The sequence below is a fragment of the Thermoactinomyces sp. FSL K6-2592 genome (genome assembly GCF_038006465.1).
GTDB classification, from domain to species: domain Bacteria; phylum Bacillota; class Bacilli; order Thermoactinomycetales; family Thermoactinomycetaceae; genus Thermoactinomyces; species Thermoactinomyces vulgaris.
Genome location: NZ_JBBOVH010000003.1, coordinates 76,297 through 93,054, shown reverse-complemented (window position 1 = coordinate 93,054; position 16,758 = coordinate 76,297). Strand labels below are relative to the sequence as shown.

Below are 16,758 nucleotides of genomic sequence, written 5' to 3'. Positions count from 1 at the left end.
GATTACAATGGACAAATTCATCAAATCAAAAGAAGAATTGATAGTTACAGTTAGAAAGCTAATCAATGTAGAATTCTCTGAAGAAGAAGAGACTGAGATTTTGTCATTATTGGAAAAATCAGTACCTGATTTTAAAGAATTAATGAGGTTGATTTATTGGAGTGATAATGAACTTACTCCAGAAGAAATTGTTGAAAAGGCACTAAGATATCAACCAATTATTACACCTCCACCAAGTGATGATTAATAGTATTTGGATTTTGGAGGTTTCTGGGTTGTTTAAGAAGGAGGGTTAGACAGAGATGACATAAAGTCACCTCTGTCTTTTTATATATAACATTAATATTTTTTATTATTTAAACATTAATTAAAGTATAACCTGACTGCCTATAGATTCAAATGCAGTAGATTATTTATTGAGAGTTAGACTAACATATAATACAATGTATTTAACTCAAAGTAGATAAAAGGGCATAAACGAATTATATCTGATAATGTTTTTACAAGAATGAAGATAATTGGATTAATATGAAAAGTTTTTCGGAAATATTTGAGCAAGACAATGATATTAGAGCGGTCTCTTAACAGAAGAAATCCATATCGATTTCGATTCAATTAACAAAGAACTTGTTAAAATTGGGTAATCTCAAAATACCAAATCCCGAAGCTCAATGATGAAAATTGCTCTAAGCAGCCTGTAATAGCGGGCTGCTTTTTGTATGTAACATTTTCATACAGATAAAGGCTTTGTGAGTAAAATCAAGGAAGTACAAGGAGTTGGGGTTTAATATAAGAGATTAGATAATAAGGAGGTATTAAAGTTATGGGAATTCCTGCATGTATTTTAATGCCACGTGTAGAATATACTCCTGAAAAACTTTTGGCTGATGCGGTTGTTTCTTCGTTTCGGGCCAATTTAGGCTTTTATTGCAGTAATACGAAGAGGTATAAAAACGGTCGCTTTAAATACACAACTTTTACAATTCGTGAAGAAAAAACTGATAAAGCTTTTTTGTGTTATGTTGATTCTAAAGAATACATGTGGGATGAACCTTTTACAGACTACGAAGATGTCGGACTGGATCCGGGACTGGATTTATGTTGTGTGGGATATATCGAAAAAATTGCAAATAAAGAAGATGTTGTTTTTCGCTTCGGTTACGAATATTTGAAAATAAATCCCAAACATTATTTTTATGTACCGGACTTTGACTTGGTGTATACATTGGAAGATATGAAAAAAATAAAAGAATCCTATGATCCGCATTGGTGTTACAAAGATCCAAAAACAGGTCAATATGTTGAATAGAAAAGGGGCAGTGCTTTTTAGCACTGTCTTTTTCATGTTTTTGTCAGTAATAATGAAAGATGATATCCAACCAATTATTTGTCTATTTGGCTTGCCGGCAGCTTCTTTAAAGGATTGGGTAAAGCCCTTTGGGATGCCCTCAAAGGGATCGCCGATATCATAGCACATCCCATTGAAACATTAAAAAATTTGTTTCATTCGATTGCCCATCCGATTGATACCATCAAAGCAATTTGGCAATCCATTTCCGAATCGTTTATACGTGATGTGATCCACGGGGATGCGAAAAGCCGTGCAGAATGGTTTGGCTATGCGCTTGGAGAAATTGTCTTGGCTGTGGTGGGAACCAAAGGTGCGGACAAAGTCGGCAAAATGGCAAGGGCAAGCAAATTGGCGAGAAAAGGAAGTGGTTTGCTTGAAAAACTGCCCGCCCCCGTACAAAAAGTACAAAAAGTGTTTACCAAAGATTTTTGGAAAAATGCCGCCAGTACTCTTTCCCGAAAGTTAAATATCAATTGGAAGAACGCGGCAATTACCGGTGTAACCGGAACGGCTCTCACAGTAATTGGATATTTTGGAATCCCCAAAATTGCCCCTGCGGCCATGAAGGTATACAAAAAGCTGGATTGCCTGGTTTATGAACAACCAGCAGACAGCTATGTGGCCATGATGCTGTTGCCTAATGGCGGGCATTGTGAACGAGGCAGGAGTAACCAAACTACAAACATAGCCCAAAGAAATGATTTAATCAAAAATACTCCTTTGCCTAATCAAAATACGAACCAAGCCTATCAAGAATACTTTGAAAAAATTCTTGGCAAAAAACGTAACAGTGTAACCGGGAAAGACTTGGCATTGCCGGATTCTCCTGTGAATATACCAGGAGAACAAATGAAAAAATGGATAGAAGATGGAAGAATCAGATCCGCAAATCCAGATGAATTGAATAATTACTTAAAAAATTTTAAAAGTATTTCTATTCAGGTTGATAGTAATATATTTGTTACTATAGATAAAAAAGCAATGAAACATATATTAGAAAGCCATCATCCACAATACTTTAATCCAAATGTACGGAAAAACAAAAGCCAAAATACCTTATTTCCAAGCAGAATGACAGCCGAGGATGTTGAAGAGATACTAAACAAGATTATCAAGCAAGAAAAAGAAATTATTAGTCAAAATGCTAAAAAAAGATCACAATTTCAATTAGGTATAAATGAAGAAATAAGTATCGATGGGGTTAAATATGTAGTAGGTTTTGTAAGAGAAATTAATAATTCGAATGGAAGAATAATTCGTTTAGTTGGTCAATTATATCCAAAAGTAGAATAAAAATTATATTGATATCTTGGTATGATTTTAAGGAGTTGGGTTTTATGTTCAAAGTCCGATCTTATATCTTTGTACCGGAAAACATCCCGGATCCAGATATATTAGAATCAAAAGGAATTATAGTAGTTCCTTCATTAAAGGAAAAAGCCATTGAGGTCACAAACACGGATTTGTTGAAGAAATTAGATCCTTATCTGGATCATCGTTATTTAGAGGGTTACATTGAATTAAGCTATTATGATGAACCTGTTCTATCAGAATATTATTCGGATTTAATTGATCAACTTTGGGATTATCTTCTCAATTTAACCTTAGAGGCTATTGAACATAAAGAAAGTACATATTACTTTCCGGATCAGCCGGTAAGAATGAATTTGAAAATATTGCAAAAAGGGTTTGTTTTATTTTCAATTGAGGATAAAAATTGGTGTTTACCTAAAAAAGAATTTTTTCTCGCATTGGTTCAAGGTTGTACGGAATTTTATAAACAGATGATTTTAGGTTTATCTAAAGAAACAGTAACTCGCTATGCTTATGACAAAGGTTATGAACAAGCCGAAGAAGATCGCTCAGTCATCTTGGATTATTTAAAAAAGAATGTGTAGAAGTGAAGAAAGCAAACAATTCTCCTGTGAGTCATTCCTAAGCAGCCTGTAAATAAACAGGCTGCTTTTTGTATGTAACATTTTCATACAGATAAAGGCTTTATGAGTAAGATCAAGGAAATAAGATAATAAGGAGGTATTAAAGTAATATGGGAATTCCTGCATGTATTTTAATGCCAAGGGTGGAATATACTCCTGAGAAACTTTTGGCTGATGCGGTTGTTTCTTCGTTTCGGGCCAACTTGGGGTTTATTTACAGTGATATGAAGGAATATAAAAACGGTCGTTTTAGCTACACAACTTTTACGATTCGAGAAGCAAAAAATGACAGAGCCTTTTTTTGTTATCTTTATTCCAAAGAAAACAGATGGAATACACCTTTTAAAGACTACGAAGATGTCGGACTGGATCCGGGACTGGATTTGTGTCGTGTGGGATATATCGAAAAAATTGCAAATAAAGAAGATGTTGTTTTTCGCTTTGCTTATGAATATTTGAAAATCAATCCCGGACATTATTTTTATGTACCGGACTATGACTTGGTGTATACATTGGAGGATATGCAAAAAATAAAAGAATCCTATGATCCGCATTGGTGTTACAAAGATCCAAAAACAGGAGAATATGTTGAATAGAAAAGGGGCAGTGCTTTTCAGCACTGTCTTTTTTGTCAGTAATAATGAAAGATGATATGCAACCAATTATTTGGCGGATTCTTGTGGGCAACTTCTTTAAAGGATTGGGTAAGTCCCTTTGGGATGCAGTCAAAGGGATCATCGATATCATAGTACATCCCATTGAAACGTTAAAAAATTTGTTTTATGCGATTGCCCATCCGATTGATACCATCAAAGCAATCTGGCAATCCATTTCCGAATCGTTTATACGTGATGTGATCCACGGGGATGCGAAAAGCCGTGCAGAATGGTTTGGCTATGCGCTTGGAGAAATTGTCTTGGCTGTGGTGGGAACCAAAGGTGCGGACAAAGTCGGCAAAATGGCAAGGGCGAGCAAATTGGCGAGAAAAGGAAGCAGTTTGCTTGAAAAACTGCACGCCCCCGTACAAAAAGTACAAAAAGTGTTTACCAAAGACTTTTGGAAAAATGCCGCCAGCACTCTTTTCCGAAAGTTAAACATCAATTGGAAGAACGCGGCAATTACCGCTTTGGGCGCTAAGAAGAGGGGGGAGATTACAATGGACAAATTCATCAAATCAAAAGAAGAATTAATAGTTACAGTTAGAAAGCTAATCAATGTAGAATTCTCTGAAGAAGAAGAGACTGAGATTTTGTCATTATTGGAAAAATCAGTACCTGATTTTAAAGAATTAATGAGGTTGATTTATTGGAGTGATAATAAACTTACTCCAGAAGAAATCGTTGAAAAGGTACTAAGATATCAGCCAATTATTATACCTCCGCCAAGTGATGATTAATAGTATTGGATTTTGGAGTCATTTTGAGAGAATGACTCCTATTTTATGACCATAAAATTTATTTGGTTGATCAAATGATTTAATTTGAAAAATAGGATATGCTGATTTAGCAAGAATGTCATGTCCAATCCCTTGTCATGAGCGGTTGGCCAAGTATAATGGGGGTCAGGTGATTATGATGTATGAGTATATGATTTATGGTGTAGCTGACAAATCGTTGCGGGCAGTTAAAAACGATTTGGAAAAAGCCTTAAAAATTCAATTCGAGTATCGTGAAAGCAGTTATTGAGAGATGAGTACTATAAAGCGGAACTTGGGGAGGATCAAAATTTATTACAATTATGTGTATGAAGATAGGGTGGAAAGAAATTTCAGGGGATATTTCGTCTTGATCAGACTGAATAAACTGAAGAATCTTCCGGAGGTCATGAAAAAAATACAGGAACATGTTCCTTATGCAAGACCAATCAGGAAGATTGAGATGATTCCCCAGACCCGCAGAAAAGAATACTTGTTTATTCATGAAAAGCCAATACTTATACTGGACAAAGAATATAAGAAATGATCGCGATGACAAGGAATTTAAGATCATTTGCTGTTGGGAAGAGAGATGGATCGTTATTTAAAGAAATAGTTCTTGGAAAATGAACAAGGTCTGGCTATACAAGAAAGAGGTTCATGAAAAATCAGGGGGGAAACAATGAACCGATTATTTCAATATTGGTTGATGGAAATGGGAGACAGGCTTGATGAATTTATTGAAGAAATGCCTGCACAATTGATGCTTGATTATAGTCCGGAATCACTACTTCGGTTAGAAGAGTGGATTTTAAAAACATATCCCACAGTGGGAGATATTCTGAAGGAAACTGAAAAAAGAAAGTTAGATTCTTTAGCACGATACGTAGGGCAAGTATATCGAAAAAATTTAAATGGCAAGTGGAAACTTTTTTTAGATGATCCGGATAATGTGTACTACGAATTACCGGTTATTCTGATTTCAGGATTGGATCCAATTTGCCCATTGACTGAGGTAACAGCCTGTGTAGATCGACGAAAAGGAGATTATATATATGGTTTATTTCAAAAAAAAGCAAAACGAATAAGTGATGGCATTAATTAAATTGGATAAGGAACAGGGAATACACTGATCAAATCAGGCCGGTGGAAAAAAGTGATTGAACATCCTGGTATTCCTTAAGGAGAGAGTCTGAAATGGATTCATCTTTAGCGGAGAAAATAATCAAATTGAGTAAAAAAGGTGCCCATGAAGAAGAGATTGAAAGATTTTTGGATCAGCATGTGGCGCATCATTCGGATGACGTGGAAGCATGGATCCGGTTGGGTGTATTGGTTTTCAAGCCCCCTATTGGTGATTTTGAGAAAAGCGTGAATTGTTTAAGAAAGGCCGTCGAACTAAAACCGGATTGCCTGGAAGCTCTTTTGATTTTAATGAGAATGCAGTATACTGCGTATGCTGAGATTGACGAAGATGTATACCAATTGCTTCATCACTATCAGCCAAGGAGTCGTGAGGAGCAATCGTTGATTGAGTTCGCCAAAGCGTGGTACTTTGAATGCAAAAAGATGGATGAGGAATACGTCCGTCATTTAGAAAAATCGATTACAGTTTATCCAAAATATGTGTTGAATTATATTGCATTAGGAAATTACTATGAAGAAAAAGGTCAGAAAGAAAAAGCTAAATCACTTTTTTTAAAAGGAATGAAAAATGTCCGGCAGATCTACCGGGTGAATGGTGGCCAGGATCCTCTTGTATTCGATTATCATGAATATATCAATGAAAAAATTAAGGGGATCCATTTATCATCTGTAACTTATAAATTGATAAAAGAAGGGGTTAATTGATATAATCAAAAAATAAAATCTTGTCCTGAGTTGTTTTGATAAGCAGGTGACAGTGCTGGAAAGCACTGTCTTTTTCATGGGTTCAGCGCTATGGAGGTGTAACGAAAAATTTCCTTTTTCTGCAAAAGACAAGGAGGAAAATCATACAGATTATGACCATGAAAAGTCAGGAGGAAAAACGATGAATGGATTCCCGTATTTTGAATGCCAACTTCCAATTTATACAGAAAAAGATATACATGAAACAGATATACATGAAATAGCGGAGATGATATCCAACCAATTATTTGGCGGTTTACCTTTTGGAGGGTTGGAAGACTACATTTATAAGGAAATTCCTGCCATATATATCGACAGTCCCATTTTAGGATTTGAAATCATCGTTGCAGGTTTTAATGAAGAAGATTGGGAATTATTAATAGGTGATGAAGAGCGATATTATTTTTTGGATATTGTTAATTATCCAATTCTTGATTCTGCAATAAATAGAACGAAAGGGGTAATAAGGGGGGAAAACCTCTATATTACGGGATATGTTGCCAATCTGCTTAAAGGGACGGAAGGAATAGAAATCAGGGATAAAATCTTAGAAGAGGATGGATATATTGATTTAGATATCGATGAAGAGGAAACACATCCTGATAACCTGTCAGCGAAGCAAAAGATAAAGAATAAGTTTCCTTACTTTATCTGTCATCTCCCGTTTAATTCCGATAAAGATCTCCACGAAGTGGGGAGAATCATCTCCAAAGCATTGTGTGGTGGATTGCCTTTTAATCTCTTGAAAAATGAACAAGGTCCGGTTTTACAACTGGAACGTACCATTTTGGGACTTCAGATAAAGATTCTTCAAGAAGAGAAAGGATATTGTTTGGAAATTAAGAATGATCCGGACACCATTCCGGATGGTGTGGATACGGTCAATGTGGATATAACCCGGTTTATTGCACTTTCACTGGAAGAATCCATTGTATTTGTAAAAACGGAAGGAGTTGATATCGATTACGATTCCATCCACAAAGAGTTTGTCAAAATAGGGTAAGCTCGCCGGACAGAAGAAGTGGTGAAACAACATGGAATTCTCTAAGGAGAGAATATTAAAATGAATTCATCATTAACAGAGAAGATCATCAAATTGCATGAAGAAGGTGCCCTTGAAGAAGAAATTGAAAGAATTTTGGATCAGCATTTAATAAAATATCCCGATGACGTGGAAGCATGGGTCCGGTTGAGTGTATTGGTTTTCGAGTCTCCTATTGGTGATTTTGAGAAAAGCATCAATTGCTTAAGAAAGGCTGTCGAAGTGAAACCGGACTATTTGGAAGCTCTTTTGATTTTGATGCGAATGCAGAATTACATTTATCGTGAGATTGACGAAGATCTATACAAATTACTTCATAAAAAATCAAAAAGAAAAAGCCAAATCACATTTTTTAAAAGGAATGTAAAAGAAAAAAAGAAGCCGGGATAAGTAAGGGTTTCGGAGATTTTTTATGGTAAAGAGGGACTGCGGGTGGGAAGTATAATTTCAAGTTTGCTTAGTGGTAATGATTGGTAGAAAGGATTGAGTTTGATGAAAATCAAGGTGCCGGATTTTTGCTACTTTTTTCAAGATGATGTGATATTTGAGACAAGTATAGGAAAAGGAAAAACCAAAAACATTAACATAGGAACATTAAACCTGCCTTCAGGTAAAATTGTTGCATGTGATCCTTTTTTACCCGACACAGATCCATTTGTTAAAGAAATTCCTTCAGGAAATTACCCTGTGATATTAAATATTGTTCATTATGTCGATGATGGTGACGAACGAATAGGAGCTGCAAAAATCAAATTCAAAAACAGCCGGGCCATTCGTTGGGAAATGGCATTATTAGATGGACAAGATTTAAGCAAATTGGAAGAAGATGAGATCTATGGGTATCCGGTGAATAGTGGCACGGGCAGTTTTGCAGACCAAGAAACTTTTCGAAAATATATTAGCATTTTGGATGACAACCCGCAGTATGAAGATCTCCTTTTGGCAGAAATGGAGAAAAATTATGCACCTACAAGAGATTGGTGTAATTTTGAAATAGACTCATCGCTGAATATCATTGCTTTTAAAAGCGGATTGGGTGATGGGTTTTATCCTTCTTATTGGGGATATGATGAGAATAATGAGGTTTGCTGTTTGGTAACAGATTTTGGACTATTTGTAGATGAATAATAAAGGTAAATTCATTAATCCGAACTGCATAACGAAAAGCAGTTCGGATTTTTGTCACAAGGAGCGGAGCAGTGCATGAATGAAGATTTTGGCGGATTTTATCACTCTTGGTACGTAGAAAGAGCAGTCGTCCAATAACTATGAAATGTACATATACAACTACAGAAGGAGAGGAAATTATCACTTTCATTCTAACGGAACATATAAGCTTACACCAAGTTACTTTGGACGGCAGGGAGAGGAAAGAGTGGTTGAAATCAAATATTGAATCATCGAAGACTTGGATGAACTGAAAGCGTTCGACCGATACCGCTTTGATGATTGGAGAAATCGAGGGATTCGATTGAACGATAAAGCTTATAATGACGAAACTTACCATGAAAACGGGCTACGTTTGGGTGAAGAAGGATGGGAACTGATCAATGTCTGGTTTAGCTCCCGGCAATCAAGATAATCGTATTTCTCTGGATTTAGGCCGTTTTTTTAATTGGAGGGGAATTGAGTGAAACAATCAACACGTTTTGATGAAAAAGAATACATTTTAATTAGTTTAAAGCCACAGTTTTATGAACTGATTATGGCAGGGAAGAAAAAGCATGAATTCAGAAACCGGTTCCCAAACAAGAAAATAAATGCTTTTATTTATGTTACAAAGCCAATTGGTGCAATAAAAGCCTTGCTTGAGTTGGATGAACCCATCTGGGAGCCAAAAGATTTGGTCGGTCATGAAGGTGTTGGTGTCCAAGAATTTATTCATGGACAAAAACCGGGGAGAATGGCTCTGCCAATTAAAAATATACACCCGTTGAAGAAAGAGGTTGATTTGACAATTTTGAAGAATGAATTTAATACTTCTGCTCCGCAATCCTATATTTATCTGCATAAGAAACCTGAATTATTAAATTATCTTTTGTCGCTGGTTTAATGTTTTTTGTTTCTCACACAGCAAGGATGTGAAAAGCAGTGGTTGAAATTAAATATCGAATTATCGAAGACTTTGATGAACTGAAAACATTGGACCGATACCAATTTGATGACTGGGGAGAAATCGAAGGTTTTTTTATGATTCGGTTTAACGATAAAGCTTATAATGACGAAACTTACCATGAAAATGAACTTCGTCCTGGTGAAGAAGGATGGGATCTAATAACGATTTGGTTTTGTCATTTGTTGAAAGCTGTGCAACTCTTGGAAGGGCATGATTACGTGGCGGTGAGTGATATTGATGCATTGGAGGTATTCATCGAATTTAAAAGAGAAAAGCAAACGAACCATCTCTATGCAGGGGCCATTTTCGTTCCGTCAGAAAAACTATCTGATATTCGTGAAACGGTCGTCACCAAACCATTACCATATTATAAATATGAATTTATAAATGAAAAAATCACTTATGAAGAATTGAAAGAAGAAGCGATAAACAAATGCCAACAATATGTTCAGGAATGGGAACACATTAATCCGGAGCTGATATTGGCAGGGGAAGAGTGGGCCAATTTTATCCTGAAGAGTAGGTGGATTAATTGTTCTATGTAAATTCGTTGATTCTAAAGCCTGGAAAAGAGATCACTGATTTAAAACAGTTAAAGCAAAAGAGAAATGATTACTTTGTGGCAATCGGCAATGCGGATGAGTTAATCGGGATGAAAAGTGAGATCGATTTCCATTATATTCATGGCGCCATTGAATTGATTGATTTGGATTCGGATCAGATTTTGTTGGATGTGGATGCATGGGATTTGGTTGACCAATTGTGGGGGTATCTTCTCGATGTGATGGAACAGGTGGTAAAAACCGGGGAAGGAGAAACGTTATTTCCGGATCAACCCGTCAAGCTGTCCATTCAATCGATTTCAAAGGATTGGGTCCTTTACCGGTTGCAAGCCAATGACAAAGTGGAAGCCGTCTTGCCGAAAAAAGCTTTTTTGGAAGCATTGTTGGATGGGGCAGAGATGTTTTTTCAAACGATGACAGAATGTTTTAAGGAGCAATGTGATTATCAATACGAATTGAACCAAATTCATACTTTGCGAGGGTTTTTGAATCAGTGAAGGGCAGTGCGCAAAAAGCACTGCTTCTTTTTACAGGTTGCCGGTAAGGAAATGTTTTTGGATTCTATGACCTTAATGAGGTGAGTGAAGGTGAAAAAGAATATTCCATTGCAACCTCTCCCTTTACAAGCGTTAAACAGTTGGAAATGGGTTTTGCCAGTCAGTTTTATCTTGACATGGAGCAGTGGAGCAATTTTCGTCAAACTCGGTTTGGAGTATGCCAATCCTTTCACATTTGTGTTTCTTCGTTTTCTTTTATCAACGGCATTAATCTGGGGCATTTGTTTGATGAGCCGATTCATTTACCCGAAAACGATAAAAAGAATGGGGGTACATTATAGTTACGGGGCTTCTGTTGCAAGCCGGATACCAAATTTTTTATTTTTTTGCACTGGATCAACACATGTCTCCGGGAATGTTGGCAATTATTTTGGGTGCACAACCAATCATTACAGCTTTTTTGGGGGAAAACAAAACCAAGTGGTTTGGGCTTTTTTTAGGGTTAAGCGGATTGATTTTGGTTGTTTTTGATAATATCACAAAGCCAAACTTCACTTTATATGGCTTAATCAGCGCCATTTTGTGCTTGGTCTGTATCACAACCGGTACATTTATGCAAAAGCAAATTCATATCAGTCAGCCGGTCAACATGGCCATTCAATATTCCGGAGGTATTTTGGTTGTTTCAATGTTTCTCCCGTTTTTTGGAGGATGGCATGTTCAATGGAACTCCACCTTTTTGATCAGTTTGTTTTGGATGGCGTTGGTGATCTCGGTTGGCGCTTCCATGATGATGTATTTTATGATCCAAAAAGGAAATCTGACAAATGTCACCAGCTTGTTGTATGCTGTCCCGCCGGTCACCGCACTGCTGGATTACATCATTTTTAAAAATCAACTGTCGTTTATGGCCGGTTTGGGAATGGTTTTTATTATTGCCGGTTTGTTTTTGATTAACCGGCAAGGAAAGATCATATGAGGGCAGTGCTGCTTTCGGACAGACTGCCCTGTATTGATGAGTTTAAAAAATGGTATGAACCAGCCCGCCGTCGATCCGGAGCGAAGCGCCATTGATGGCCGAGGAACGGGGACTGCACAAAAATGCCACAAAAGAGGCAATTTCTTCCGGGCGGATCAGCCGTTGAATCAGGGAGCTCGGCCGGTGTTCGCCCATAAACCGACGTTCCGCTTCCTCCAAAGACATGGTTTCTCCTTGGTATAGCTTTTGGATGTGTTTTTCCACGCCTTCGGTCAGCGTGGATCCGGGCATGACTGTATTGACGGTCACGTTGGTTCCCCGGGTTAATTCCGCCAAGCTTCTGGAGATCGACAGTTGCATGGTTTTGGTTGCACTGTAATGGGCCATCTCCGGAGATGGCATGATGGCAGCTTCACTGGAAATAAAGAGGATTTTTCCTTCATTTCGCTCAAGCAATTCCTTTGAGGTAATGGCGGGATAAACGAAGCCCGCTTAAAATATTGGTTTCAAACAGCTTTTGCCATTCTTCATCTCCGGTTTCAAAAAAATCAGCCGGCTCGAAGATTCCGAGGTTGTTGATCAAAATATCGACTTCCGGATGCTTTTGGATGATTTCGTTGCATCCGGCTTCAGAACTCAAATCGGCAACGGCCGGTTCCAGTGATGCTTCGGGATGGGAAGATTGGATCTCTTTGATGACTTGTTGCACTTTTTCTTCCCGGCGCCCGTTAATGTAGGACGGTGGCCCCTTCTTGAGCAAGCAGTCGGGCGGTTGCTTTTCCGATTCCGGAAGTGGAACCGGTCACGAGCACTTTTTTTTCCTTTAAAAAGAGGTCCATGGATCATTCCCCTTTCTTGTTTGTGTTGTTCAGACGGCGGCCAAGTTGTCGAGCCGTGCAATATCTTCGCGGGTCAGTTTCCGTTGGCTCGAGGCAACATTTTGCAACACTTGTGCTTTGTTCTTGGCGCGGGTAATCACGGTGGTTACCGCCGGTTTGGCCAAAAGCCGGTTCACGGCGTGTGCCGTCGGTTTGTGGTACAGAGCAATAGTGCGAATTTTCCCTACTTTATCAGGCTTTTGTACAGGATGTTTTTCCGGCTGCCCAAGCTCCGAAGCGAATCACAGAAGCCTTTAAGTTACTGTTTCCCAGGCTTCTTTTTTGATTCTCTCCTTGATCTTGGCTGATGATAACGGCTTGGTCCGGATGCCGAATGTTCTCGGCCGCCTTGACACTTATTATGTAACTTATACTTATTTTTTGGAAGTGCGAACTTTTTAGTGATATCGATACTTCTCGGTAACACAGGCGTTTTTGGGTAACCGTATCAAACAGAAGCAGCATTGGCGATCCGAAGGGAGGAGGATCACTGTGAAAACGGAAGAGAAATCTTATAATATCCCGGTTGAGGCGCCCTTGAAAGTAGTCAGCGGAAAATGGAAAACCGTCATCCTTTGCCATTTGACCTGGGGACCGATGCGGACCAGCAATTGAAAAGAGCCATGCCGAAGATCTCGCAAAAAATGTTGACCCAACAACTGCGCGAATTGGAAAAGGACGGTGTGATCCACCGTATTGTTTATAACCAAGTGTCTCCGAAAGAGGTTTGTGAACTCAATGAATTCGGTTGGTCAATAAAGGCGGATTTGGACCAGATGTTTGCATAGGGTGGGAGAAGAATATATCAAGTGCAAAGCAAAGAAAAAAGTGGAGAAGTAAAAAGGGATTGAACGATGCATGGATCTGATCCATCCTTTGAATAAAAAAATAGGGGAGAAAGATTTCATGGAAAGTTGGGAGCGATGGGAGCCAATCCTCGGAATTCCGGCAAGGCTGTACAATGATTCGTTTTTGGATCATCATGAAGGGGTTCTGTTGGAGTTTAGTGATGAAAACCATGAAAGAAAGGTGAGGGTTTGGTTTGAAAATGGTGTGCTGTCTTATCGGAACACAGACGAAGGATCGCTTTTGAAAACCTGGTATCAATTGGATGAACAATATCGCGATCCTTTTTACAGCCGATGGACGATGTTTAAAATGAAGAATTCCGCCTATTTAACATGGTTTATTGAACAAAGTATAGGAATTTATGATCCGCGAGAGGTGGAGCATTATGTTTTTATCACTCCAAACGACGTGATTGAGGTTTTATCGGAATTTCCTCCAAAGGTTCAAGTCATGGCGTGTGACTCCAAGGCAGGTGAATAATGAAACAGGCCCCATGTGTAAAAGATGGGGTTTTGCTTTGTTTTTTCAGTGGTGCTTATTTATAAAAAGCGAAATAACATGATAATCTGAAATGTTTTTATAAATGAAACCGTGTACAATGGGAATAAAACCAAGGACAGACAAGGGGATGAACAGGAATGGAAGTCAGTGCTCTTGGAGCCGTGATTGCACTTGTCATGTCAGTGATTTTGATCCTTCGGAAAGTGCCGCCCGCGTACGGGATGGTGGCCGGTGCGTTGGCCGGCGGATGGATTGGCGGGGCATCTCTCCCTGACACGGTTTCATTGATGATGGAAGGAGCTGAAGGAATGATTCCGGCAACACTCCGGATTTTGGCGGCGGGGGTTCTGGCCGGAGTGTTGATGGAGTCCGGAGCGGCAACGACCATTGCCGAAAAAACGGTGGATTGGATCGGGGAGAAAAGAGCGCTGTTGGCTCTGGCCATTGCAACCATGCTGCTCACTGCGGCTGGGGTGTTCATTGATGTGGCGGTGATCACTGTGGCACCGATTGCTCTTGCCATAGCCGGCCGGGTCGGCTTTTCCAAAACAGGCGTCCTGATTGCCATGATCGGCGGCGGGAAGGCGGGCAATCTGATGTCGCCCAATCCCAACTCGATCGCAGCAGCCGAAGCATTTGACGTTTCTTTAACCTCGGTGATGGCCGCCGGGGTGATTCCGGCTGTCTTTGGCATCCTGGTGACGTACATCACGGCATGTAAGATTTCCCGCAAGGGAAGTCCGGTGTCCTTCAACGGTCTTTCGGATCCGGCCCAAACCGGGCTTTCGAAGTTGCTTCCGGCAATCGTGGCACCGCTTACGGCCATAACCTTGCTCTCGTTGCGCCCGCTGGCCGGGATTGAAATGGATCCCATGGTTGCCTTGCCGGTTGGAGGAATCACCGGGCCTCTCATCATGGGGAAAGCCAAACAGATCAATCAGTATGCCATTGCCGGACTTGAAAAAATGTCCGGGGTGGCCATCATGCTGCTTGGTACCGGAACCTTGGCGGGGATTATTTCCAACTCTCATTTGTCGGATGTGATTATTCAGGCTTTGACGGCTGCCGGGCTCCCGGCCTTTTTATTGGCGCCGTTTTCCGGGGCATTCATGTCAGCGGCGACTGCATCGACCACAGCCGGTACGGTTGCAGCGGGCAGTGTGTTTGGCGGGATGATGATGGAAATGGGCGTGGCGGGACTGGCAGCTGCGGCGATGGTGCATGCCGGTGCGACCGTTTTTGACCATATGCCGCACGGAAGCTTTTTCCATGCCACCGGAGGCAGTGTGATGATGGGAATCAAGGAACGGATGAAATTGATCCCATACGAATCTCTCATCGGGCTTATGTTAACCATCGTTTCCACCTTGATCTTCGGCGTTTTCAAGATCTTTCCGTAATTTTTAAAAAGGAAGTGGAATCATGAAAATTGTCATCGCTCCCGACTCATTCAAAGAAAGCATGTCCGCCATGGAAGCGGCCTGTGCCATTGAAAAAGGCTTCCAAAAGGTGATGCCGGATGCCGAATATGTCAAAGTCCCCATGGCCGATGGAGGGGAAGGCACCGTCCGGTCCATGGTGGATGCAACCGTCGGGGAAATCCGAAAAGAAACGGTCACCGGGCCGTTGGGAACCGAAGTGGAGGCATTTTACGGGATCACCTGGGACAGAAAAATGGCCGTGATCGAAATGGCGGCGGCTTCCGGTATTCATCTGGTTCCGAAAGAGAAGCGAAACCCGCTTGTGACCACGACAAAAGGAACGGGGGAATTGATCCGGGCCGCATTGGACCAAGGGGTGAAACGGATTGTGATCGGCATCGGCGGCAGTGCGACCAATGACGGAGGGGCCGGCATGGCCCAAGCACTGGGCGCCAGATTGTTGGACAGGGACGGAAATCCGCTGGGATTTGGCGGCGGGGAACTAAGCAAGCTTGATTCAATTGATTTGAGCCAGCTGGACCCCCGGTTAAAAGAAGTGCACATTGAAGTTGCATGCGATGTGGATCATCCGTTGACCGGAGAGCGGGGAGCTTCCGCCGTGTTCGGGCCGCAAAAAGGAGCGACCCCGGAAATGGTGGCCATCCTGGATGCCAACTTGGCCCGTTATGCGCAAGTGGTGAAGGAAACACTGGGAATCGATGTTGACCCGATCCCCGGAGCGGGAGCCGCGGGGGGACTGGGCGCCGGACTGGTTGCTTTTTTGGGCGCTTCGTTAAAGCGCGGGGTCGATGTGGTGGCTGAAGCGGTGCAACTGGATAAACACATGGCCCAAGCTTCCTTGGTCATCACCGGCGAAGGCAAAATCGATGGCCAAACCATCCATGGAAAAACCCCTGTCGGCGTTGCCAAACGAGCCAAAAAATACGGAATCCCCGTGATCGGTATTGCGGGAATGCTCGGGGAAAATTGTGATGCGGTGTACCGGCACGGGATCGATGCCCTTTTTTCCATTGTGCCGGGAACCGTATCGTTGGAAACGGCCCTTTTAAACGGGGAGAAGTACACTGAGCAATTGGCCGGGAACTTGGCCAGGTTAATCCGTTTGAAACAGATGGTTGATGGCACGGGGGCTGATTAAAAGTTTCCGTGCTTTTATTTTTTGGTGTAAATTGATTATTCCAAGTGATTAAGATGTTTACGTTCGGAAGTAAAAAATTTTTAGATATTTTTTGGAATATTGAAATGATATTGAAAAAAGAACTTACATTCGGTATCCTTTTAATGCTATAAAAAAATTGA

Annotated in this window: 19 protein-coding genes and 2 pseudogenes; 19 read left to right on the top strand and 2 right to left on the bottom strand. The window is 40.5% G+C overall.

What is annotated here, in order from left to right; all coding sequences use genetic code 11:
* Window positions 1-7: 7 nt before the first annotated feature.
* From NYE37_RS13195 to NYE37_RS13125, 15 genes are all read left to right on the top strand, one after another.
* Entirely contained in the window at window positions 8-247 is a 240-nt protein-coding gene (locus NYE37_RS13195; RefSeq protein WP_131470872.1) for a hypothetical protein, read from the top strand.
* A gap of 576 nt (window positions 248-823) precedes the next feature.
* Window positions 824-1,309, top strand: a complete 486-nt coding sequence (locus NYE37_RS13190) for a hypothetical protein (protein WP_198241574.1) — start codon at window positions 824-826, stop codon at window positions 1,307-1,309.
* Between the two features lie 78 nt (window positions 1,310-1,387).
* Window positions 1,388-2,644, top strand: a complete 1,257-nt coding sequence (locus NYE37_RS13185) for a hypothetical protein (RefSeq protein WP_131470870.1) — start codon at window positions 1,388-1,390, stop codon at window positions 2,642-2,644.
* A 44-nt stretch (window positions 2,645-2,688) separates the two neighbouring features.
* Window positions 2,689-3,249: a hypothetical protein gene (locus NYE37_RS13180; RefSeq protein ID WP_037996379.1), complete on the top strand. Its 561-nt coding sequence runs from the start codon at window positions 2,689-2,691 to the stop codon at window positions 3,247-3,249.
* Between the two features lie 149 nt (window positions 3,250-3,398).
* Entirely contained in the window at window positions 3,399-3,884 is a 486-nt protein-coding gene (locus NYE37_RS13175; RefSeq protein ID WP_131470869.1) for a hypothetical protein, read from the top strand.
* Window positions 3,885-3,940: 56 nt separating this feature from the next.
* Entirely contained in the window at window positions 3,941-4,684 is a 744-nt protein-coding gene (locus tag NYE37_RS13170) for a hypothetical protein (RefSeq protein ID WP_131470868.1), read from the top strand.
* Window positions 4,685-5,384: 700 nt separating this feature from the next.
* Entirely contained in the window at window positions 5,385-5,807 is a 423-nt protein-coding gene (locus NYE37_RS13165) for a hypothetical protein (protein ID WP_131470867.1), read from the top strand.
* Between the two features lie 167 nt (window positions 5,808-5,974).
* Complete coding sequence (locus NYE37_RS13160; RefSeq protein ID WP_340712076.1) at window positions 5,975-6,553, top strand: tetratricopeptide repeat protein; 579 nt, start codon at window positions 5,975-5,977, stop codon at window positions 6,551-6,553.
* Window positions 6,554-6,605: 52 nt separating this feature from the next.
* Window positions 6,606-7,595, top strand: coding sequence for a hypothetical protein (locus NYE37_RS13155; RefSeq protein WP_131470865.1), 990 nt, complete (start codon window positions 6,606-6,608; stop codon window positions 7,593-7,595).
* Between the two features lie 60 nt (window positions 7,596-7,655).
* Complete coding sequence (locus NYE37_RS13150; RefSeq protein ID WP_236533819.1) at window positions 7,656-8,024, top strand: tetratricopeptide repeat protein; 369 nt, start codon at window positions 7,656-7,658, stop codon at window positions 8,022-8,024.
* 102 nt (window positions 8,025-8,126) lie between these two features.
* Entirely contained in the window at window positions 8,127-8,762 is a 636-nt protein-coding gene (locus NYE37_RS13145) for a DUF4241 domain-containing protein (RefSeq protein ID WP_052186776.1), read from the top strand.
* A 502-nt stretch (window positions 8,763-9,264) separates the two neighbouring features.
* A complete protein-coding gene (locus NYE37_RS13140) occupies window positions 9,265-9,687 on the top strand; it encodes a hypothetical protein (protein ID WP_037996393.1) in 423 nt (140 codons plus the stop codon).
* Between the two features lie 38 nt (window positions 9,688-9,725).
* The gene (locus NYE37_RS13135) at window positions 9,726-10,295 is read left to right on the top strand and encodes a hypothetical protein (protein WP_131470862.1); all 570 of its coding nucleotides are present in this window, start codon (window positions 9,726-9,728) and stop codon (window positions 10,293-10,295) included.
* Window positions 10,283-10,810: a hypothetical protein gene (locus NYE37_RS13130; RefSeq protein WP_037996397.1), complete on the top strand. Its 528-nt coding sequence runs from the start codon at window positions 10,283-10,285 to the stop codon at window positions 10,808-10,810. Before NYE37_RS13135 ends, NYE37_RS13130 begins: the two co-directional genes overlap by 13 nt.
* Window positions 10,811-11,165: 355 nt before the next feature.
* Complete coding sequence (locus tag NYE37_RS13125) at window positions 11,166-11,789, top strand: DMT family transporter (RefSeq protein WP_052186779.1); 624 nt, start codon at window positions 11,166-11,168, stop codon at window positions 11,787-11,789.
* A 42-nt stretch (window positions 11,790-11,831) separates the two neighbouring features.
* Here NYE37_RS13125 and NYE37_RS13120 read toward each other — a convergent pair.
* Window positions 11,832-12,628: pseudogene (locus tag NYE37_RS13120) on the bottom strand (SDR family NAD(P)-dependent oxidoreductase).
* 29 nt (window positions 12,629-12,657) lie between these two features.
* Window positions 12,658-12,804, bottom strand: a complete 147-nt coding sequence (locus tag NYE37_RS13115; protein WP_156473352.1) for a hypothetical protein — start codon at window positions 12,802-12,804, stop codon at window positions 12,658-12,660.
* Between the two features lie 355 nt (window positions 12,805-13,159).
* On the opposite strand from NYE37_RS13115, the pseudogene NYE37_RS13110 reads away from it, so the two are divergent.
* The 4 genes and pseudogenes from NYE37_RS13110 (at window position 13,160) to NYE37_RS13095 (ending at window position 16,597) form a co-directional block, all read left to right on the top strand.
* Window positions 13,160-13,455 (top strand): annotated as a pseudogene (locus NYE37_RS13110) (winged helix-turn-helix transcriptional regulator).
* Window positions 13,456-13,573: 118 nt separating this feature from the next.
* A complete protein-coding gene (locus tag NYE37_RS13105; RefSeq protein ID WP_340712075.1) occupies window positions 13,574-13,996 on the top strand; it encodes a hypothetical protein in 423 nt (140 codons plus the stop codon).
* Window positions 13,997-14,154: 158 nt separating this feature from the next.
* Window positions 14,155-15,417 (top strand): GntP family permease, encoded by a 1,263-nt coding sequence (locus NYE37_RS13100; RefSeq protein WP_340712074.1) that lies wholly within the window; start codon window positions 14,155-14,157, stop codon window positions 15,415-15,417.
* Window positions 15,418-15,439: 22 nt separating this feature from the next.
* On the top strand, window positions 15,440-16,597 hold the full coding sequence (locus tag NYE37_RS13095) for a glycerate kinase (RefSeq protein ID WP_340712073.1): 1,158 nt from the start codon (window positions 15,440-15,442) through the stop codon (window positions 16,595-16,597).
* Window positions 16,598-16,758 lie beyond the last annotated feature (161 nt).

Coding starts and splice junctions, on each gene's coding strand:
- NYE37_RS13195 (WP_131470872.1), top strand. CDS start 8: ATGGACAAATTCATCAAATCAAAAGAAGAATTGATAGTTACAGTTAGA.
- NYE37_RS13190 (WP_198241574.1), top strand. CDS start 824: ATGGGAATTCCTGCATGTATTTTAATGCCACGTGTAGAATATACTCCT.
- NYE37_RS13180 (WP_037996379.1), top strand. CDS start 2,689: ATGTTCAAAGTCCGATCTTATATCTTTGTACCGGAAAACATCCCGGAT.
- NYE37_RS13175 (WP_131470869.1), top strand. CDS start 3,399: ATGGGAATTCCTGCATGTATTTTAATGCCAAGGGTGGAATATACTCCT.
- NYE37_RS13170 (WP_131470868.1), top strand. CDS start 3,941: ATGCAACCAATTATTTGGCGGATTCTTGTGGGCAACTTCTTTAAAGGA.
- NYE37_RS13165 (WP_131470867.1), top strand. CDS start 5,385: ATGAACCGATTATTTCAATATTGGTTGATGGAAATGGGAGACAGGCTT.
- NYE37_RS13150 (WP_236533819.1), top strand. CDS start 7,656: ATGAATTCATCATTAACAGAGAAGATCATCAAATTGCATGAAGAAGGT.
- NYE37_RS13145 (WP_052186776.1), top strand. CDS start 8,127: ATGAAAATCAAGGTGCCGGATTTTTGCTACTTTTTTCAAGATGATGTG.
- NYE37_RS13105 (WP_340712075.1), top strand. CDS start 13,574: ATGGAAAGTTGGGAGCGATGGGAGCCAATCCTCGGAATTCCGGCAAGG.
- NYE37_RS13100 (WP_340712074.1), top strand. CDS start 14,155: ATGGAAGTCAGTGCTCTTGGAGCCGTGATTGCACTTGTCATGTCAGTG.
- NYE37_RS13095 (WP_340712073.1), top strand. CDS start 15,440: ATGAAAATTGTCATCGCTCCCGACTCATTCAAAGAAAGCATGTCCGCC.